We start from the raw sequence: 19,510 nt of genomic DNA, 5'->3' as shown, positions 1-19,510 counted from the left end.
TTCATGCACGATAATGTGTCTTTGTGTTGGGCGAAGTGCATTATCGTGCATGCATTATGGTGTACGTGTTATCTTGTATGCTCACTATGTTTTGCGTGCCATGTCCTAATTTGGTAGATACCGCGAACGGTGAGATCCAGGTCAACGCTTTCAAATAAGGTGGTTGCTCCAGCCACCATGTTTGCGCAGCCTCCCGTAGCTATTACATGGGCATTTGGCTCGCCAAGCTCAGCTTTTATTCTACTTACCATACCTTCAACCTGTGCTGCAGCACCAATAATAATTCCTGATTGTATATTGGTTTCGGTAGTAGTTCCTATGGTTGCCGACGGCACCACTAACGGCACGCTTGATAATTTTGCAGCACGTGCAAACAGGGCATGCGCCGAAAGCAAAAGTCCAGGCATAATAACGCCACCGCAAAATCTTCCCCGTTTATCAACAATATCAATATTAGTAGCAGTCCCAAAGTCGACAACAATAGACGAGGGTCCATACGTGTTATACGCGCTTACCGCATTAGCAACGCGATCGGCACCTACCTCATGGGGATGAGGAACACAGATTGGTATACCACAGTCTTGTGTTGCATCAATAACGTAGACATCAGCGCTTTGAGAGATGCGTTTCATCGCATGTGACCATTGTTGCGTAAGTAAAGGTACCACGCTTGCGATTGCAACATGGCATATGTGGCCTAGGTCTACGTTTGACATACGAAAAAACCCATCCAAATGCATTTGGAGCTCATCGGGGGTATTACTCGATGTTGTAGCCATACGCCATAGATGAATAAGCGTTCCTTGTTCATTAAACAGACCAAGATTTGTTTGTGTATTTCCAACATCAATTGCAAGCAGCATGGGACAAGTTCTTTCTCTAAGGGACGTGCTCATAATTTTATACAAGCATTAAAACAGCAACATCTTATGTAGGTAAGTCCTTATAGGTAGCACTTTGTGCGTTGAGTATTAGTTATCGCTTGCCCGAAAGATAAAGTTATCAATAAGACGAGTTTTCCCTATGTATACTGCAATCGCGCATAAAGCTGTTTTGTCTTGTTCAATTTCCGTAATTTTGGTAATCGTGTCAAAATCAACCATTTTAACGTAATCAATACGTGCAAGTGGCTCGGCTTCAATTATGTTTCGCATAGCGCCCACAATTTCTTGCGCATTACGAATTCCTCGCTGTGCCATATCTTGACCTGCAAAAATAGCTTTTGACAGGCAAAGTGCAGCCTTGCGTTCATCTGGAGAAAGATACGTATTGCGCGAACTTTTTGCTAGGCCATCTGCCTCGCGAATAATAGGGCATCCAATAATTTTTATATCAAAATTAAGATCTTTGACCATACGCTTAATAACAGATAACTGTTGTGCATCTTTTTGTCCAAAATACGCACGATTTGGTTGGACGATGTTAAAAAGTTTTGAAACTATCGTACATACGCCTCTAAAATGAATGGGGCGTGAAAGGCCACATAATTCCTGCGTAAGCCCCTCAACACTCACATACGAGCATGCGTGAGGAAGATACATTTCTTCTGGCTTTGGATTAAATAAAAGGCTTGCGCCCGCGCGTTCGCAGCAGGCGCAGTCGCGCGCTAGATCACGCGGGTAACTTTCAAGATCCTCACCCACACCAAATTGTGTGGGATTTACAAAATCTGATACAACTACAAAATCATTTTCAGCTGAGGCGCGTTTTATAAGACTCTCATGGCCTTCGTGGAGAAAACCCATGGTAGGAACAAGTGCAATTGTTTTGCCTTGTGCTTTTTGTTGAGCAATTATCTTTCTTACTTCGCAAATTGTGCTGACAACGTTCATGTGAACTCCTTTATGTGACACATCGTGTTGTAATAAAACTTGCGCACGTTATATGCGCGTACACTCATGATTTGCAGTAAGAGGATCTACTGTCTAAAATCGAGCTCATTTTACCATGTGAGGCTATCTTTAGAAACCTCATGCGGGGTATCGGTATGAGCGTCGTACCTCTCGCACCACCACGCGCACCTAAACGTGGTGAAACTATGTGATTTAGCAAGCCGCCCGCACTAAAAATTAATTTTGGCGACAAATATACAAAACTCTGCTAAACTGATAAGGCTTTTTATCTTCATGTGCTCAAGCAGATGAAGATGACATCCAAGCCTGATCGGAAACCAGGCAAACAAGAAGGAGTCCTGTCATGAAGCAAGGTATTCATCCAAATTATGTAGAGTGCACGGTACGCTGCACGTGCGGTAATACATGGCAAACACACTCTACTAAATCTGAGCTTACTATCGATTTATGCGATAAGTGCCACCCGTTCTATACCGGTCAACAAAAGCTCGTTGACACCGGTGGACGTGTTCAGCGCTTCTCTAACAAATTCGGTGGAGCTGCTGCAGCTCAACTTAAGGCTGCTCAAGAAGCTAAAGAGGCAAAAGCTGCTAAAGCTGCAGAAGAAGCTGCTGCTCAAAAAGCTGCTGCCGAAGAAAAAGCTGCTAAAAAAGCAAAGCGTGCTGCTGAGTTTGAAAAGCGTGCTGCAGCTAAAGCAGCTAAAGAAGCTGCAAAGCAACAGGCAGACGCCGCTGCTGCTCAAGATGCAGTTGAGCAAGCTGCCGATAAAACAGAAGACGCAGCAAAGGATGCTGAATAACAGCAGTTTTGCGCTCTGTTAACCTACCGAACTTACATATGCCGGTATCAGGAGCACCTATCTGAATAAGAAGGTGCTCTTTTTTCAGAGAAATTTTCTTAGTGAACTTGTAGATATTGCAAGCATCCATCTGTTATTGGGCATATAGTAGTTTGTACCTACTTTTGTACCTAACTTTATGTTCTTCGTTACAGCTTTGAGGAGCTCATATGCGTGACAAACTTGAAAAGCTCATTGCCGCTTATGCCGAGCTTGAAAAGAAAATGATCGATCCTGCAATTGTTGCCGATCCAAAAGAATATGCTCGTATAGCAAAAGAGCACGCACGCCAAGGCGATCTTGTTGCGCGTGCACGCGAATATCTTCAAGCACTTGATGACATTGAAGCAGCTAAAGAAATGCTTCACGATGCCGATGCAGACGAGCGAGAAATGTTGCAGGAAGATATTGCTGCAAACGAAGAGAAGCTTCCAGCGCTTGAAGACGAAATTAAGATCATGCTTATTCCGGGCGATCCCAACGATGAAAAAGATACTATCGTAGAAATTCGCGCAGGTGTTGGCGGAGATGAGGCAGCTATTTTTGCTGGTGATCTGTACAAAATGTACGAGCGCTTTGCTGAAAGTAAAAATTGGAAAGTTGAGATTCTCTCGTCGAGCCCTTCAGAAGTGGGCGGCTTTAAGACCATTGAATTTAAAATGCTGGGCGAAAAAGTATATTCTGTTATGAAATACGAGTCAGGTGTACATCGTGTTCAGCGCGTTCCAAAAACCGAAAGCCAAGGTAGAATCCAAACTTCAACCGCAACGGTTGCCGTTTTACCTGAAGCCGACGAAATTGATATTCAAATTGATCCCACCGATTTACGCATAGACACCTATTGCGCGTCAGGCCCTGGTGGTCAGTGTGTCAATACTACGTATTCTGCTGTTCGTATAACGCACCTACCAACAAATACGGTTGTACAGTCGCAAGATCAGCGTTCTCAAATTCAAAACCGAGAAGTTTGTATGCAAATGTTACGTGCTCGCCTGTATGAGATGGAGCTCGAAAAACAGCAAGAAGAGCAGGGCGCTGCGCGTCTTTCACAAATTGGACATGGCAATCGTTCCGAGAAAATCAGAACGTACAATCAGCCGCAAGATCGTGTAACCGATCATCGTATTGGTTTTAATGCAACGTATAACGGTGTTCTGCTTGGAGATACGCTTATTTCTATCATCGAAGCCCTTGCTGCAGCCGAGCGTGCCGAAAAACTTGCAAAAGCCGTGTAAATAAACGTATGAATCAAACTGTCTGGACTATCAAATCAATTCTTTTGTGGACAACAGCCTACTTAACCAAAAAGCATGATGAACATCCTCGTTTATCAGCAGAAATACTGTTAAGTTCTGTTATGGGGTTTTCTCGCGTTGAGCTCTATTTACACTATGATCAAGTGTTAGATGCAAACCAACTGAGCGCTATGCACAAGCGTGTAGAAGAGCGCTCTCAGGGAAAACCTCTTCAGTATATTACGGGAGAGATGCCGTTCAGACATATTATTATGCAATGCAAGCCTGGTGTTTTGATTCCTCGTCCCGAAACAGAAGTTTTGGTAGATATTGGAATCGCTGCACTTAAAGAGGCTCATGAATATCATCGTCAGCCTCGCGCACTAGAAATAGGAACAGGAAGTGGCTGTATTGCTTTATCGCTTGCGTCCGAGGTGGACAGCTGTACGGTTCTTGCTACCGATGTTTCTGAAGATGCCTTAGAGTTAGCTCAACGTAATTGCAAGGCGCTTCATTTGGAGCATCGCGTAACGTTTGTTTCTTGTAGCATTGCGCAAGGCGTTGACCCTTCTTATTATGGCCAATTTGACTTGCTTATTTCCAATCCTCCCTATGTTCCAACCTCGGTGGTGAAAACTTTACCACCTGAAGTTTCTCTGTTTGAGCCTCATCTTGCTTTAGATGGGGGCAAAGACGGTCTTGATATCTTTCAAAAAATTTTGGAAACGGCGCCACATATGCTGCGCCCTGGTGGTATGTTATGTGTTGAGCTTTTTGAAGATAATGTTGATAAGGCGCAGGCACTCTGTGTTGCTTCAGGCGTTTGGCAAAAAGTTTATATTGAGCGCGACCTTACACATCGCAAGCGTTTTTTGGTTGCTCGGTTAAAGGGAGATTTTGGAGCTATGACCACGCAGGAACACCAGTTAAAAGCCCAACGTGAAAACAAGATTGTAAAGGTTGACCAGAATAATCCCGATCCACAGATTATTGATAAGGCGGCCGATGTTCTTGCACACGAAGGTGTCATTATTACCCCCACCGATTCTGTGTATGGTATAGGTTGTGTTGCTTTGCCTCATAACACGGCACATAAGAGAACTTTTGAAATTAAACATCGAGATCTTCGACAAACGCTTCCCTGGCTTATAGGAGATGAGTCCGACCTTATGCGCTATGCAGTAGATGTCCCTGCATGGGCACAAAAGTTGGCGCATACGTTTTGGCCTGGCGCTTTGACCTTGGTGGTAAAAGCATGTGATGACGTTCCTCAAGAATACGTTCACGCGGATAATAAAACTATTGCTCTGCGTTTGCCAAACTCCAATGTTGTTCGCGCGCTTGCACGTAAGCTGTCATGTCCGTTGGCTATTACCAGCGCAAATACACACGGTGCTGATGCAGCTATTTCGGGAGCAACGCTTGAAGACCGTCTGATAGATGAGGTTGATTTGGTGCTTGATGCAGGATCTGCGCCTTTGGCAGTTGCTTCAACTATTGTTGATTGCACACAAGCAACTCCTAAAATTTTAAGAATTGGTGCAATTGATCCTCATGATATTATGGAGGCACTTAACGCCTAAGCATAGTGGTACGCTATAAGCGTAGAAAAATTGTACATACTTATAGAAAGGCTGCATCATGAAAGTTGCCATCGGTTCAGATCATGCTGGTTTCGAGCAAAAACCCGCGCTTGTTGAATGGCTTACATCGCTTGGCTACGAAGTTATTGATTTAGGCCCTACAACAGACACTCGTTGTGATTACCCCGATTTTGCTGATAAAGTTGCACGTTATGTTGCACAAGGAAAAGCAGATCGAGGTATTTTAATATGTGGCACTGGTATTGGAATGGCTATAACTGCAGATAAAGTTAAAGGCGTTCGTGCAAGCTGCATTCAAACGCCTCATTTTGCCCATTTGTTCCGCGAGCACAACAACGGAAATGTTGTTTGCATATCGGGTCGTTTTACCCCGTACGAAATAAATCGCGATATTGTTAAAGAGTTTCTTACCACCGAGTTTGCAGGTGGCCGTCATGCTGGCCGTGTTGATAAAATTATGCGCGAAGATGACGATGCATTTTGCGGTGTGTGCGCGTAACTCAAGGTTTGCAAAGCCAGCCTACGCGCTTGATAGTTGGTTATCATAACAGGTGGAAGTTTGTTTCCACTTGCACAGAGCACGTCAGAAAGGACGTATCATGGAATTTGACAGCAAACGTTTTACGATTATTGATCATCCACTTGTACAGCATAAATTGCATCTTCTTCGCGATGAAAATACGTCAACCAAACAATTTCGCGAGCTGGTAAGTGAGCTTGCTATTTTTGAGGGCTATGAAGCCATGCGTGATTTTCCTTTGGAAGACGTCGACGTTAAAACTCCATTAGAAGTTGCTCACTGTAAAAAGATTTCGGGCAAAAAAGTTGCCATTATTCCAATTTTACGTGCTGGTTTGGGCATGGTCGATGGTATTTTGCAACTTACTCCGTCTGCGCGCGTTGGGCATGTTGGTATGTATAGAGACCCCGATACCCATGAACCTCATCAGTATTATTGCAAGTTCCCCGAGGATATCGAAAACCGTACCTGCTTAGTGGTCGATCCTATGCTTGCAACTGGAGGTTCTCTTACCGCCGCTATTCATTTTCTGCGCGAGGCAGGTGTAAAAGATATTCGCGCGCTCACCTTGGTGTCTGCACCCGAGGGCGTTAAAGCAACGCTTGACTTTGATAAGGATGTCCGCCTGTTTACGTGCGCTCTTGATCGTCAGCTTAATGAACATGCCTATATTCTTCCTGGCTTAGGTGATGCGGGCGATCGTATTTACGGAACTAAATAAAAGAGCACAGCGCAAGTTGTATATTGTTTTGAGAGCATCTATCGTGTTGTGTTTTGATGCAACCATACACTCGTTTGTGCACTTTACCTGTTCATTTTGATCAAATGATTAGCATTTTAAGTATACCTATAATGCATATGTCATTATAGGTATACGTGTATATGTGCACATTTTGTATCAAATGCGTGATAATGCTTTCAGGTAATGGACAAGCTTAAAAGATAAGACTAGACTTTCTAAACTTGGTTAAGGAATTGGTTGTTACCGTATGTATTTGTGCTTTGCGCGGCTGTATACTAATGTATATTACGCCTAAGTATTGCATAAGGGAAAGACCAAATATGGATGAGTTTACAACAATTTTAGTGGGCTTTATATGGTCGGTTGTGGTTACTCTTTCGTCCCTTATCGTGGTTGAAATATGTTATCGGTCTACGCGTGATGTAAAAACGCGAAGCGCATGGGCTTTTGGTAGTACTATAGTTTCATTCGTAGTGCTTGTTATAAGCATGATTATTGTGTACATATACGAATTGGCATCGGCGTTTTATTTTGGTGTCGCACTTGTATGTGGCTTTGTAGTATGTTGGTTTATTGAGACAATGTATGTATGCTGTAGGTTTAAGCATACGCAGGTAAAAGGAAAAGGGGTGAACAATGAATCCGCTGTCTAACTTATCGGAAGCTATGGATGAGCTTATTAACAGTTTTATGGCTCAGACGGTTTTTGGTTCAAGTTCATGGGGTATGACGCAGTACATTTTTTGGATGTTTGTTGCAATCATCGTCTATGTTGTTGTTATATTTCAGTTTAAAAAACGTCAAGCGGAGAGTTTTGTTCCTCACGGTTGGTTTGTAAATCTTGTTGAGCTCGCTATTGACTTTGTTAGAAATGACATGTGCAAAAGTGTGCTAGGCGCAACGTGGAAAAAACACTTTCCTTTTCTTGCAACAGTTTTTTTCTTTGTCTTATTTAATAACCTGATGGGACTTATTCCTGGTTGTAAACCTGGAACGGGGACTATGGGTGTAACCATTGCTGTTGCAACCTGCTCGTTTTGCTATTTTGTTGTAGTTGGTTGTAAACTTAAAGGAGTATGGGGTTACATCAAAAGCCTAGCTCCCGAAGGAGTTGCGCTTCCTTTACAGCTGCTTTTAGGCATAATCGAAGCTTTCTCTACGTTTTTACGTCTTATTACCTTGGCTGTTCGTTTATTTTGTAATATGTTTGCAGGACACGTTGTTATGGGTACGTTTGCAGTGCTTGCTGCGCTGTTTGTTGAGCCCATGCTGCAAGATGTTACCGTTCAAACAATGGCAAACGCTTCAACATCAATTTTTTGGGTTGGAGTATTGTTAGCTATATATATGGTTGAAATACTTGTTGCAGTAATTCAAGCATATGTATTTACGCTGCTTTCTACCGTCTATATTCAATTGGTAGAATCCGAGCATTAGTCGGGCATTACATATTGGCGCGCTTTGTTGTACGCGCCGATTGATGTGGACTCGTTCATAAAAGAACGAATGAAAAAGGAGGAACTGTGGGTATTTTCGGATATGCAGTATGTGTTTTGGCAGCTGCAGGAGGAATCGGTTTGGCAGCATCAAGTGCAATGAAATCTATGGCTCGCCAACCAGAAGTACAGGGTCGTCTGTTTACCACCTTCATTCTTGCGTCTGCATTTATTGAAGCATTGGCACTGATCGGCTTTGTTGTAACTCTTATTGTTAAATAAGGATGTACCAAGAATGTCAGGTAAAGGCATGAAATTATACAATCACTCGTTGATTACCAAAACTGCAGGTGCCACTGTTTCGATGATGCTTGGAGCTTCGGTGTGCGGCGCAACTTCTGCGCTTGCAACCACACCTGGTGGAGCGGATATCCTTCTGCCTAAGCCTGCAGAATTTTTGCCGGCACTTGCAGCTTTCTTAGTCATTTGGTTTATTATGGCTCGTTTTGCGTGGCCCTCTATCGTAAAAATGATGGAAAAGCGCGAGCTAAAAATTAAAGGCGATCTTGATAGCGCCGAACAGGCAAAGCTTAAAGCAGAGCAAGATCGTAAAGAAAGCGCTAAAACAATCGGCGATGCACAAATTAAAGCTGCCGAAATTATTGCAACGGCAAAGCGTGAAGCCGAACAAGAACGCGAGCACATTCTTGCTGATGCGCAGCGTAATGCTTCGGGTCTTATCGAAAAAGCACGTGATGCAATTACCACAGAGCGTCATAAGGCAATGATTGAGCTTTCTGGCTTTGTTGTTGATTTGTCGGTAGAAATTGCAGGCAAAATTATTGGAAACAGTTTAAGTGAAGCACAGCAACGAGATCTTGCAGAACATTACCTCCATGAGGTAGGTGCAAAACATGACGAAGAGCAAGCATAGCGACGAGCGCAAATCTGAGGAATACGCGCGTGCATTGATGGATGCTGCACAAAAGGAGGGTCGCGTAAATGATGACCTGGTGCAGTGGAAACACGCCGCTAAGTTTTCTTCGGAGGTTTTTGAAACTATTCGTGCAATGTACGATGCAGACGATCTTGGTTTGGTAACCAATGTCCAAAACGTGTATAAGCATATTTTGGATACGCATGACAATACGGTTTTTGTTACGGTTATCACTGCTGTTGCTTTGGATGACGAACTTCGCAACAAGGTTTGTGACTATATGTCCAAGCTTGTAAAAGCCCCTGTTTTCCTCGTAGAACGTGTTGATAAATCCATTATCGGTGGTCTTATCGTTGAGGTAAAGGGCAATCGCTATGATGCGTCTGTTCGCTCTCAGCTTGCAACTATTAGAAAGAAACTTTCTCAAACGTACACGGGAAGTGAGATGTAATGACTGACAAAATAAGTTCAGACCTTATAATTGACGGGCTTCGTCGTCAGCTCTCACAAATTAATGCAACCGTAGATCGCCAACAAGCATCAGTTGTTACCGAGGTCGGCGATGGTATTGCCCATATCTCGGGTCTTAAAGCAGCCATGGCAGGCGAACTGTTGCAGTTTACAAGCTCATCCTCGGGCAAAAGCGTGTACGGTCTTGCGCAAAACCTAGACGAAGACGAAATTGGAGCCGTTTTATTTGGCGACGTTAACTCAATTCGTGAAGGTGACGAGTGTCGTACGACAGGACACGTTATGTCTATTCCCGTTGGCCGCGCTATGCTTGGCCGCGTGGTTAACCCGCTTGGTGTTCCTATTGATGGTTTGGGCGCAATTCCAACTACGCATGAACGTCCTATTGAATTTAAAGCACCAGGGATTATGGAACGCCAGCCTGTTTGTGAACCAGTGCAAACGGGTCTTTTGGCAATTGATGCTATGGTTCCAATTGGCCGAGGCCAACGTGAGCTTATCATTGGTGATAGAAAAACAGGTAAAACAGCCATCGCTATTGATGCAATTGTTAACCAGCTCAACACCGATATGATTTGCATTTATGTTGCTATTGGCCAAAAAGCATCAACTGTTGCTTCTATTCGTGAGACGCTTCATCAAAAAGGTGTTCTTGATAAAACAATTATCGTAGCTGCAACTGCAGCCGATTCGGCTCCTTTGCAATATATTGCGCCTATGTCGGGAGCTGCTATCGGTGAATACTTCATGTATAACGATATCAATGGTAATCCTGCAGATGAAAACCACCCTGGTGGTCATGTGCTTGTTGTGTATGACGACCTGTCAAAGCAAGCTGTTGCATATAGACAAATGTCGTTAACATTGCATCGTCCACCTGGACGTGAGGCATATCCTGGTGATATTTTCTATCTTCACTCTCGTTTGCTTGAGCGTGCGTGCAAGCTCAGCGATGCACGTGGTGCAGGTTCGCTTACGGCACTTCCTATTATCGAGACTCAAGAGGGCGACGTTTCGGCTTATATTCCAACCAACGTTATTTCTATTACCGATGGTCAGATTTATTTGCAGTCTAACCTCTTCTTCCAGGGACAACGTCCTGCTGTAGATGTTGGAATTTCTGTATCTCGTGTAGGTGGAGCTGCGCAGATTAAGTCTATGAAGCAAGTTGCAGGTACGCTTCGTCTTGATTTGGCAAGTTATCGTGAAAAGCAGGCATTCTCGCAGTTTGGTTCCGATTTGGACGCTACCACACAGTATCAGCTTACTCATGGTGCGCACATGACCGAAATGCTTAAACAGCCTCGTTATCATGCACTTGAGGTAGCAGATCAAGTTCTTACCATTTATGCCGCTAAGGAAGATTTCCTCGATGATATTGACCTTGCTCATGTTCCACTCTTTAGAGACGAGCTGGCAAAGTTTATGAAGCTTGAGCATGACGATATTCGTCAAAAAGTTGTTGTGCAAAAGATCGACGATGCGCTTGCAGCACAGATTAAAGCAGCGCTCAAAGAGTTTAAAGCACAGTTTATGCTTAAGCATCCAAATAAAGAGGTTTCAGTAGACGTTATGGAGCAGGCAGAATATACAGCTCAAGCCGAAGAAGCCGAGCAAAGCGCAGAGCAGGAGTAGCGTCTTATGGCAAATCTTCGTGAGTTACAAAGACGTATGAATTCGATTACGTCGACCATGCAGATTACACGCACGATGTCGATGATTTCAACGGCGCGTATTCAGCATGCGCTTGCAAATGCCGAGGCTGCTGCTGCGTATAAGGATGCTATTACTAATATGTTATCTCATGTTGCATGCGCTCATTTTGATACATCGCAGCCGCTGTTGGCTACTCATGAAGAAGAAAAGAACGTTCTTTTTATTCTTATAGCATCTGATCGCGGTTTGGCTGGAGGTTTCAATTTACAGCTTCAACATGAAGTTGAGCATCGTATGAAGGCGCTCCATGCAAAAGGTGTTGGTACGTCACTTATTACGTGCGGTAGAAAGCCAACCGAGTATTTCACGTTTCGCGGTGTTAAGCCCGATGTTTCCTTTGTAGGAATTTCGTCCGAGCCAACAAGCGATGAGGCCGATCGTATTGCCTCGTTTGTTATGAATGGCTATACAGAGCAAAGCATAGATCGTGTTATGCTTATGTATTGGCATGCTAAAAACCGTGTAGACCAGGTACCTGTGTATGAGGAGCTTTTGCCAGTAAGCCGTGAACGCTTGCGCATGCCTAATAACCCTCGTGTCGAAAAGGCTGTGTCTACCGTAAAGCCGCAGGCGTATACCATGTATGATTTTGAGCCGTCAGCACAAGTTGTACTTCATGATTTGATGCCGGCATATCTTAAAACGGTTATCTTTCATGCATTGCTTGATAGCGCTGCTGCCGAACACGGTGCCAGACGTCGAGCTATGCAATCGGCTACAGATAGTGCTCAAGATATGCTTAACAGCTTGTCACGCACGTATAATCGTGAGCGCCAAGGAGCGATTACAACTGAGCTCAATGAAATTATCGGTGGTGCTTCCGCATTGGAGGACAACTAATGGAACAAGTTATGAATGATGAACATACGCTTTTAGAGAACGCTGCGCGTAATCAGCATAACCGCAGTGTTGGTGAAGGTGTTATTGTTCGTATTGTAGGGCCTGTTGTAGATGTTAAGTTCTCAAAAGAGCTCCCTAACATTTATACAGCACTTAAAGTTGACGCCCAAACGCCACAAGGTCGTGTCAAAACCATTTTGGAAGTGGAATCGCAGCTTCCTGGAGGCGTAGTGCGCACGGTTGCCATGTCGTCTACCGACGGCTTACAACGTGGTCTTAAAGTACACGATACAGGTCATCCTATGATGATGCCTGTGGGTAAGTCTACATTGGGTCGTGTATGGAACGTTATGGGCGAGCCTGTTGACGGTAAGGGCATTCCTTCCGACGTTGACTATTATCCTATTCATCATCCAGCGCCTGCATTTGATGAGTTAACTACTCAAACCGAAATTTTTGAAACGGGCATTAAGTCCATTGACTTACTTGAGCCTTATGTTCGTGGTGGAAAAACCGGCTTGTTTGGTGGTGCTGGTGTTGGTAAAACCGTTTTAATTCAGGAATTAATTAATAACCTTGCTCAAGAGCATGGTGGTACATCGGTATTTACTGGTGTTGGCGAACGTACTCGCGAGGGTACCGACCTCTATCTAGAAATGACTGAATCAGGCGTTATTAATAAAACCTGTTTGGTTTATGGACAGATGAATGAGCCACCTGGAGCTCGTTTACGTGTTGGTCTTGCAGGCCTTACAACTGCAGAATATTTCCGCGATCAGGGTCAAGACGTTCTGCTCTTTATTGATAATATCTTCCGCTTTTCTCAAGCTGGATCAGAAGTTTCTGCATTGTTAGGGCGTATGCCTTCTGCGGTAGGTTATCAGCCTACGCTTGCTACCGAGATGGGAGACCTTCAAGAGCGTATTACCTCAACAAAAGAAGGTTCCATTACATCGGTACAGGCTGTATATGTTCCTGCTGACGACTTAACCGACCCTGCACCTGCAACAACGTTTACGCACCTCGATGCTACAACCGTTTTGTCACGTTCCATTACCGAACTTGGTATTTATCCAGCAGTCGATCCACTTGCCAGCTCGTCTTCGGCACTTGATCCATCCATTGTTGGTGAGGAACACTACCGTGTTGCTATGGCCGTGCAAGAGATCTTGCAGCAGTATTCAGATCTGCAAGATATTATTGCAATTTTGGGTATGGACGAGTTGTCCGAAGAGCAGCAGCTTGTTGTTGCACGCGCTCGTAAAATTCAGCAGTTCCTGTCGCAATCGTTCCATGTTGCAGAGAAGTTTACTGGCAATCCTGGACAATATGTGTCGGTAAAGGATACGGTTCGTTCATTTGCTGCAATTATTGATGGTGAATGTGACGACTTGCCCGAGCAAGCATTTCGTTATGCGGGAACCATCGAAGATGTACGTAGCCGCGCAGAAGCTATGAAAGATAGCACGCATTAATTTGGGTTTGGTACAAGAATCGGGAGATACAATAGCAATGGCCGAGTTAACATGCCAATTTGTTCGACCTGACAAACTAATATATGAAGGTCTCGTCAAAAGTCTCATTTTGGTTACACAAAATGGTGAGCTTGGCGTGTGGCCTGGTCATGCGCATGAGATTTGTTCGTTGGGCGATGGCGTTGTGCGCCTGCATCATCTTGACGAAGATGGTGGCGGTACCGATAACGTTGTTGTGTCGGGTGGTTATGCCGAAATTGCACCTGATGGCGTTATTATTCTTGCCGATCATGCTCGTCTTGCAAATGATATTGATCCCGATGTGGTTAATGAAACCCGACAAAAAGCACTTGATGCGCTCGAAAATTTGGATGAAAGCGATAATCGTAGTGCCTATTACGAGCAGAAAATTAAGTGGTGTAATATGCTTTTAAAAGAAGAGCAAAAGTTAAGACAACAATAACCCTCGATGTGTTTTGTCCATAACAACTCTTTGCTGTTCGTGTTTAATCTGTGCATAAGATGGTTCTAAAAATGGTAAGAGCATTGCATATGCAATGCTCTTTTGTTATTCTTCTTCACGCATATTTTAAGCTTGTTTTTTGCTTACACCAAAATGTGGTGTTCCTGCATTTTGGGAGTAAAATGAACATAGGCACTTACTAAAACCTGAACATGAGTATATTCAAGGAGGAAGTATGGAAGTCATACGTGTTGAAGGCGGCTATTCTATAACAGGAGAAGTTACTGTTGAAGGAGCAAAAAATTCCGCTCTCAAACTTATGGCTGCAACTATATTGGCTCCTGGTGTTACCACACTTACTAATGTCCCCAACATTTCTGATGTACATGTAATGGGAAAAGTTCTTACCTATTTAGGCGCAAAAATTACCGTAAAAAATTTGCACGAACTCGAAATTGATACAACTAATATTAATCGTTGGGATGCACCCTATCATCTTGTTGCCCAAATGCGTGCTTCAACCGCTGTTTTAGGACCTCTTCTTGCACGTTTTCATAAAGTGGTGGTTGCTATGCCAGGTGGGTGCAACATCGGTGCTCGAAAAATCGATATGCACATCTTAGGCTTGGAAGCCTTAGGTGTTACGTTTGATATCAGCCACGGCAATATTCACGCAAAGGATGAGCACGGGCTTCGCGGTACGTTAGTTTCTTTGGAATTCCCAAGTGTAGGTGCAACCGAAAATCTTATGATGGCTTCCGTGCACGCGCAAGGCGTAACCACCATCGAAAACGCTGCTCGTGAGCCCGAAATTGTTGACTTGGCTAACTTTCTTCAAGAAATGGGCGCAAAAATTAAAGGTGCTGGTACACCTATTATCGAGATTGAAGGAGTATCCGAGGAGCTTCATCCCGTTGAATGCCATAAGGTGGTTGGTGATCGCATCGAAGCAGGGACTTTTATTGCGCTTGGCGGCTTATGCGGAGATCCCGTTGAAGTTAAGGGATTTAACCCTAAGCATTTATCGCTTGTACTTAAAAAATACGAAATGATGGGCTTGTCTATCGAACAAGGAAACGATTTTGTACGTGTTCAGCGCCAATGTCCTATTAATTCTGTTGACATCCAAACATTACCGTATCCAGGCTTTCCAACTGATATGCAAGCACAAACTGTGTGTCTTTTGGCTCTTGGCAATTCAAGTTGTGTGGTAACCGAGAATGTATTTGAAAACCGTTTTATGTTTGCAAGTGAGCTGCAGCGTATGGGCGCTGACATTCGTCTTGAAGGTCATCATGCTGTAATTCACGGAATTTCTCGTTTCTCTGGGACCGATGTTAAATCGCCCGACCTGCGTGGAGGTGCTGCGCTCGTGATGGCAGGGCTTGTCGCAGATGGTTATACCACGGTGTCTGCGATTCAGCACATCGATAGAGGATATGAAAACTTTGTTCCTAAATTGCAGTCGTTGGGCGCACATATACAAAGAATGCAGATAGAAGATGAAGAAATATAAGCATTTTATGTATACAATTGCATAAGCAAGCCATTAAGACATGTTTTGTTGAAGATCTTTAATTACAATGAAATATATTCGTTAAATGTGGTACATGTCACTAAAGACGTATTACGATGCACTATTGGATGGGGAATACGCTGCATAGGGAGAGAGACTATGGCTAATACGGCAGAAAATGCATGGCATCGCTTAACCATGGCGAGTGAAGATTATTTAGAAACAATATATCGCATTATGCAAGAAGAGAATGCTTTTGAAGGAATCCGGTCAAAAGATGTTGCAGACCAGCTTGAGGTTTCAAAAGCAAGCGTTAATAAGGCTCTGAATGTTCTCAAAGAAAACGGCTATGTTGAACAGAATCGTTATGGTCGCATTCAACTAACTAACACGGGTAGAGAATACGCCGCTCATATTTGGCGTTGTCACCGTATGATTCGTTCATTTTTGGTTCAAGATTTAGGTGTAGCAAGCGATACTGCAGATAATGAGGCATGCCTTATGGAGCATGCTATTTCTACTGACACACAGAACAGATGGCTTGCCTATCTGGATAAACAAGGCATAACCATTGAAGAATAGTATAGAGCCGCGTACAGAAAACCTTTTGCATACTTTAGAACTTTTGTCTGTTTTGTGCTATCGTATCACAATGATATGCGCTTAGTATAAACTTTTATGCATACTTGTTTTATGGAAAACTAATAAAACACGAAGAAATACCTGCGTGTTTGTGTGTCGGTGTAATCACCGTGTAAGAAAGGAACCACTATGAAGGCCATCATTCCTGCGGCAGGGCTTGGTACTCGCTTTTTACCAGCTACTAAAGTAACTCCAAAGGAATTATTGCCGGTTCTTAACAAGCCTGTTATTCAATACGTGGTAGAAGAAGCCCTTGAGCCCGATGATGTTGACGGCGTAGTTATTATTAATTCTCACGAAAAGCCCCAGATAGATTCTTATTTCCAACATAACGAAACTCTTGAGCGCTATTTACACGATCGCGCAAAGAACGCAGAGGCTCAAATGGTGCAAGAATCCGAGTCTTTGCCCATCAACTTTGTATATCAAGATAAACCGTTAGGCCTAGGCCATGCAGTTCATTGTGCGGCTTCTTATACAAAGGATGAGCGCTTTTTTGTACTGTTGGGCGATTATTTTGTTCCTGACCGTCAAATGTGCGTTCGCATGAAACAAATTTCAGACGAACACGGGGGCGCGTCTGTTATTGCGGTTGCTTGTGTTCCGCAAGATCAGGTGAGCAGATACGGCATCATTGCAGGTGAGCAGGTGGGCACGCTTAAAGGTTTTGAAGGTGCTGCTTCAGATGAAGAGGGCGCAGTTTGGAAGATCTCTGGTTTGGTTGAAAAGCCCAAGCCCGAAGAAGCACCCAGTCACCTTTTCATTGTCGGCCGTTATTTATTAACTCCGCGCGTAATGGAGCTGCTTGCAACGCAAGGCGTGGGCGCTGGCGGAGAAATTCAGCTTACCGATGCTATGGAACGTGTGCTTGCCGAAGAAGAAATGTATGCACTCGTTGTTGATATTAACGAAGGTTGTGACACAGGAACACCAGCTGCTTGGGCAGCAACTAATGCTCGCATAGCTCTGCTTAACCCCGATATTCGTCCAAAGTTTATTGAGGCGCTTAACGACGACGCTCTTTCAATTTTAAAGTCGGCATTATAGCAGTTGCACTATAAAGACGGCAATGAAGGCAACAATCAGCACGGTTATAGATTTGGCAGTGCAAATGTCAATGCAGGCCGTTATTGTCGAATTTCGCAACAATCGAGCCAGAATGTTTTTAGGTAATCGAAATGAATATTGTACATTTTGGATCTAATGGCTGGCATGCTCGGTTTGATGAAGCTCTCACACCTCAAGCTCTTTATAGCGTTGCCCTAACGCTTGCTCATTTATATGAGGCCGAAAAAGCTCGCTCAACCATTCTTGTAGGCTATGACACCAGAAGTCAATCGCGCACGCTTGCCTATGTTGTAGCTGCGACGATGGCCGATCAGGGCTATCATGCTCGCGTTTTAAATTATGCGGTAACAACTCCCATGATAAGTTTTATGATGAGCGATTCTTCTTACGCATTGGGAATTATGCTTTCTGGTGCCGATTATGCTGGAACTTACGGCGGCGTTGTGTTGCGTGCACGTGGAGGTGGCCTTGTAGCCGCTAACATATGGTCTCAGCTTGACGGCCTTGTTGAACAGACAATTCCCGATGAAACGCAACAGCTTATCACAGCACTTACCAATCGCGAAATTGCTTTAGAAGATCTTGATCGCACGTTTGACACTCCGCGTCAAGATGTGTGCGAACTCTATAAAAAAGAGATTCTCTCCTTTGTAAAAAACATGGCACCACATGGTTTGTGCCGTCCGCTTACCGTTGTGATTGACAATATGCATGGAGCAACAAGCGGTATTGCTGCCGAATTGTTTGAGGCTCTTGGCTGTAAGGTCATTACCACACGCCAAGGCGCGCGCGATGATTTTGGCGGCGTACATCCTTGTCCAATTAAACCGTGGACTAAACACAGCTATGAGGTTTTACGCTCGGCGCAGGCTGATGTAGCAGTTATATATGATGGTGACGGGATGCGCTTTAGCTTAATAGATAACGAAGCCCAGCAAGTGCCGCTTCACTTTATTGCCCCATGTATTCTTGATTTTCTCGTACGTTTTTGCGGTGGGCATGGGCGCGTGGTTACTACACAGGCAAGCTCAGTAAGAATTTGTCGACTTGCCGAACAGCTTAAGTGCGAAACAAGTATTGTGCCCGTAGGTTACGCGCGCATTGCCGATGAGCTTACCGAAGGTGATGTTTTACTAGCCTGTGATGAATATGCAGGTATATGTGTTCCTCGCTTTGGTATATGGCGCGATGGTATATTAGCGTCGCTGCTTGTAATTCGCTATCTGCAAATGAGAAACGAACCGCTTCATACAATTATTGCCAAGATGAGTTCTGACCTTGGGAATATGGACTATATCCGAAAAGATTTACGCCTTGATCCAGCCAAAATGCAAACATTTTCTACCATGTTACCTGGTGTTAATCCTGCAAGTATTGCGCAAAAAACTCCTTGTGCAGTAAGCCATGCAGATGGATTACGTCTTGCGTTTGATGATGGTTCGTGGGTTATGCTGCGTCCTTCTCGTACGCAGCCTACGGTTCGTATTTATGCCGAAGCGCCTAATCTAGCCGAAAGAAATGAGCTCTTACGCGCAGCATACGCGCTTGCCCAAAGTAAGCTCTAATCATCTGTTGCACGTAACACTATAGATAAGTGCTTGCAAACTCAGCACCGTAGGAATTGTTTCCAAAATATGTACATACTGTGAAGGCATTTTATAAAAGGATAGTCAAATTCAAATAAAACGTTTTCGTTTCCTGTCGCCTTTGCATCTTATCCACCACACAAATCCCTAAAACACCAGTTCATAATAGGTATAACCCTATATGCTCCTACTTCTATCGCATGTCCTTATAACCATAATTGTGTCGATGACGTGAAGACGCAAATTCTCGCGCACATTGTCAATTGTTTCGCGTATAGTAATTCCTCGCGCCGCACAGACGCTACATTGTCTGAGTGAGCGCACACTGAACCTTGAAAACTGGATACTGTGATTGAGAAATCATAAAAGATAGCTAAGCAAATTCGAATTTATATAAGTATTTATACGTCAATTTTTTCGAACCAAGCGAATCCAGATCAGCGATCATATGAGCAAGATAAACACTTCTTAATTTTGATTGAAAACTGAATCAATTCAGTTTATTTCATTTTGAATGGAGAGTTCGATCCTGGCTCAGGATGAACGCTGGCGGCGCGCCTAACACATG

The 19,510-nt window shown here is 43.9% G+C and carries 19 protein-coding genes; 17 read left to right on the top strand and 2 right to left on the bottom strand.

The window, feature by feature from the left end:
- Nucleotides 1-68: 68 nt before the first annotated feature.
- Together AC1DBT_RS03435 and panC are read right to left on the bottom strand one after the other, a co-directional pair.
- Complete coding sequence (locus AC1DBT_RS03435) at nucleotides 69-863, bottom strand: type III pantothenate kinase (RefSeq protein ID WP_480018588.1); 795 nt, start codon at nucleotides 861-863, stop codon at nucleotides 69-71.
- 108 nt (nucleotides 864-971) lie between these two features.
- Nucleotides 972-1,832, bottom strand: a complete 861-nt coding sequence (gene panC, locus AC1DBT_RS03430) for a pantoate--beta-alanine ligase (protein WP_480018587.1) — start codon at nucleotides 1,830-1,832, stop codon at nucleotides 972-974.
- 364 nt (nucleotides 1,833-2,196) lie between these two features.
- On the opposite strand from panC, the gene rpmE reads away from it, so the two are divergent.
- From rpmE to AC1DBT_RS03345, 17 genes are all read left to right on the top strand, one after another.
- Nucleotides 2,197-2,652: a 50S ribosomal protein L31 gene (gene rpmE, locus AC1DBT_RS03425; RefSeq protein ID WP_006303286.1), complete on the top strand. Its 456-nt coding sequence runs from the start codon at nucleotides 2,197-2,199 to the stop codon at nucleotides 2,650-2,652.
- A 209-nt stretch (nucleotides 2,653-2,861) separates the two neighbouring features.
- Nucleotides 2,862-3,926: a peptide chain release factor 1 gene (gene prfA / locus AC1DBT_RS03420; RefSeq protein WP_006303285.1), complete on the top strand. Its 1,065-nt coding sequence runs from the start codon at nucleotides 2,862-2,864 to the stop codon at nucleotides 3,924-3,926.
- 8 nt (nucleotides 3,927-3,934) lie between these two features.
- Nucleotides 3,935-5,509, top strand: a complete 1,575-nt coding sequence (prmC, locus tag AC1DBT_RS03415; RefSeq protein ID WP_480018586.1) for a peptide chain release factor N(5)-glutamine methyltransferase — start codon at nucleotides 3,935-3,937, stop codon at nucleotides 5,507-5,509.
- A gap of 58 nt (nucleotides 5,510-5,567) precedes the next feature.
- Nucleotides 5,568-6,029, top strand: a complete 462-nt coding sequence (rpiB, locus tag AC1DBT_RS03410) for a ribose 5-phosphate isomerase B (RefSeq protein WP_061103061.1) — start codon at nucleotides 5,568-5,570, stop codon at nucleotides 6,027-6,029.
- 100 nt (nucleotides 6,030-6,129) lie between these two features.
- Entirely contained in the window at nucleotides 6,130-6,771 is a 642-nt protein-coding gene (upp, locus tag AC1DBT_RS03405) for a uracil phosphoribosyltransferase (RefSeq protein ID WP_006303282.1), read from the top strand.
- A 657-nt stretch (nucleotides 6,772-7,428) separates the two neighbouring features.
- Entirely contained in the window at nucleotides 7,429-8,229 is an 801-nt protein-coding gene (gene atpB / locus AC1DBT_RS03400) for a F0F1 ATP synthase subunit A (RefSeq protein WP_480018585.1), read from the top strand.
- A gap of 86 nt (nucleotides 8,230-8,315) precedes the next feature.
- Nucleotides 8,316-8,510, top strand: coding sequence for an ATP synthase F0 subunit C (gene atpE / locus AC1DBT_RS03395; RefSeq protein WP_480018584.1), 195 nt, complete (start codon nucleotides 8,316-8,318; stop codon nucleotides 8,508-8,510).
- 13 nt (nucleotides 8,511-8,523) lie between these two features.
- The gene (gene atpF / locus AC1DBT_RS03390) at nucleotides 8,524-9,162 is read left to right on the top strand and encodes a F0F1 ATP synthase subunit B (protein WP_480018583.1); all 639 of its coding nucleotides are present in this window, start codon (nucleotides 8,524-8,526) and stop codon (nucleotides 9,160-9,162) included.
- Nucleotides 9,143-9,616 carry an ATP synthase F1 subunit delta gene (atpH, locus tag AC1DBT_RS03385; protein ID WP_480018582.1) on the top strand — a complete coding sequence of 158 codons (474 nt, stop codon included), beginning with the start codon at nucleotides 9,143-9,145 and terminating at the stop codon, nucleotides 9,614-9,616. The genes atpF and atpH overlap by 20 nt, the downstream gene beginning before the upstream one ends.
- Complete coding sequence (gene atpA / locus AC1DBT_RS03380; RefSeq protein WP_480018581.1) at nucleotides 9,616-11,271, top strand: F0F1 ATP synthase subunit alpha; 1,656 nt, start codon at nucleotides 9,616-9,618, stop codon at nucleotides 11,269-11,271. Before atpH ends, atpA begins: the two co-directional genes overlap by 1 nt.
- A gap of 6 nt (nucleotides 11,272-11,277) precedes the next feature.
- Nucleotides 11,278-12,192 (top strand): ATP synthase F1 subunit gamma, encoded by a 915-nt coding sequence (gene atpG / locus AC1DBT_RS03375; RefSeq protein ID WP_480018580.1) that lies wholly within the window; start codon nucleotides 11,278-11,280, stop codon nucleotides 12,190-12,192.
- Nucleotides 12,193-12,203: 11 nt separating this feature from the next.
- Nucleotides 12,204-13,667, top strand: coding sequence for a F0F1 ATP synthase subunit beta (atpD, locus tag AC1DBT_RS03370; RefSeq protein ID WP_480018666.1), 1,464 nt, complete (start codon nucleotides 12,204-12,206; stop codon nucleotides 13,665-13,667).
- A 37-nt stretch (nucleotides 13,668-13,704) separates the two neighbouring features.
- Complete coding sequence (atpC, locus tag AC1DBT_RS03365) at nucleotides 13,705-14,130, top strand: ATP synthase F1 subunit epsilon (RefSeq protein WP_480018579.1); 426 nt, start codon at nucleotides 13,705-13,707, stop codon at nucleotides 14,128-14,130.
- A 235-nt stretch (nucleotides 14,131-14,365) separates the two neighbouring features.
- A complete protein-coding gene (gene murA, locus AC1DBT_RS03360) occupies nucleotides 14,366-15,646 on the top strand; it encodes a UDP-N-acetylglucosamine 1-carboxyvinyltransferase (RefSeq protein ID WP_480018578.1) in 1,281 nt (426 codons plus the stop codon).
- 159 nt (nucleotides 15,647-15,805) lie between these two features.
- Nucleotides 15,806-16,228 (top strand): metal-dependent transcriptional regulator, encoded by a 423-nt coding sequence (locus AC1DBT_RS03355; protein WP_480018577.1) that lies wholly within the window; start codon nucleotides 15,806-15,808, stop codon nucleotides 16,226-16,228.
- A gap of 189 nt (nucleotides 16,229-16,417) precedes the next feature.
- Entirely contained in the window at nucleotides 16,418-17,335 is a 918-nt protein-coding gene (locus AC1DBT_RS03350; protein ID WP_480018576.1) for a UTP--glucose-1-phosphate uridylyltransferase, read from the top strand.
- Nucleotides 17,336-17,466: 131 nt separating this feature from the next.
- On the top strand, nucleotides 17,467-18,921 hold the full coding sequence (locus tag AC1DBT_RS03345) for a phosphohexomutase domain-containing protein (protein WP_480018575.1): 1,455 nt from the start codon (nucleotides 17,467-17,469) through the stop codon (nucleotides 18,919-18,921).
- The last annotated feature ends 589 nt before the right edge of the window (nucleotides 18,922-19,510 follow it).

It is taken from the genome of Fannyhessea sp. C0108B2, assembly GCF_056583915.1.
This window is presented reverse-complemented; position numbering and strand designations above follow the sequence as displayed.

What these genes read in the sequence shown, in the direction of transcription:
- AC1DBT_RS03435 (WP_480018588.1), bottom strand. Translation starts at nt 863, where the DNA reads ATGCTGCTTGCAATTGATGTTGGAAATACACAAACAAATCTTGGTCTG.
- panC (WP_480018587.1), bottom strand. Translation starts at nt 1,832, where the DNA reads ATGAACGTTGTCAGCACAATTTGCGAAGTAAGAAAGATAATTGCTCAA.
- rpmE (WP_006303286.1), top strand. Translation starts at nt 2,197, where the DNA reads ATGAAGCAAGGTATTCATCCAAATTATGTAGAGTGCACGGTACGCTGC.
- prfA (WP_006303285.1), top strand. Translation starts at nt 2,862, where the DNA reads ATGCGTGACAAACTTGAAAAGCTCATTGCCGCTTATGCCGAGCTTGAA.
- prmC (WP_480018586.1), top strand. Translation starts at nt 3,935, where the DNA reads ATGAATCAAACTGTCTGGACTATCAAATCAATTCTTTTGTGGACAACA.
- rpiB (WP_061103061.1), top strand. Translation starts at nt 5,568, where the DNA reads ATGAAAGTTGCCATCGGTTCAGATCATGCTGGTTTCGAGCAAAAACCC.
- upp (WP_006303282.1), top strand. Translation starts at nt 6,130, where the DNA reads ATGGAATTTGACAGCAAACGTTTTACGATTATTGATCATCCACTTGTA.
- atpB (WP_480018585.1), top strand. Translation starts at nt 7,429, where the DNA reads ATGAATCCGCTGTCTAACTTATCGGAAGCTATGGATGAGCTTATTAAC.
- atpF (WP_480018583.1), top strand. Translation starts at nt 8,524, where the DNA reads ATGTCAGGTAAAGGCATGAAATTATACAATCACTCGTTGATTACCAAA.
- atpH (WP_480018582.1), top strand. Translation starts at nt 9,143, where the DNA reads ATGACGAAGAGCAAGCATAGCGACGAGCGCAAATCTGAGGAATACGCG.
- atpA (WP_480018581.1), top strand. Translation starts at nt 9,616, where the DNA reads ATGACTGACAAAATAAGTTCAGACCTTATAATTGACGGGCTTCGTCGT.
- atpG (WP_480018580.1), top strand. Translation starts at nt 11,278, where the DNA reads ATGGCAAATCTTCGTGAGTTACAAAGACGTATGAATTCGATTACGTCG.
- atpD (WP_480018666.1), top strand. Translation starts at nt 12,204, where the DNA reads ATGAATGATGAACATACGCTTTTAGAGAACGCTGCGCGTAATCAGCAT.
- atpC (WP_480018579.1), top strand. Translation starts at nt 13,705, where the DNA reads ATGGCCGAGTTAACATGCCAATTTGTTCGACCTGACAAACTAATATAT.
- murA (WP_480018578.1), top strand. Translation starts at nt 14,366, where the DNA reads ATGGAAGTCATACGTGTTGAAGGCGGCTATTCTATAACAGGAGAAGTT.
- AC1DBT_RS03355 (WP_480018577.1), top strand. Translation starts at nt 15,806, where the DNA reads ATGGCTAATACGGCAGAAAATGCATGGCATCGCTTAACCATGGCGAGT.
- AC1DBT_RS03350 (WP_480018576.1), top strand. Translation starts at nt 16,418, where the DNA reads ATGAAGGCCATCATTCCTGCGGCAGGGCTTGGTACTCGCTTTTTACCA.
- AC1DBT_RS03345 (WP_480018575.1), top strand. Translation starts at nt 17,467, where the DNA reads ATGAATATTGTACATTTTGGATCTAATGGCTGGCATGCTCGGTTTGAT.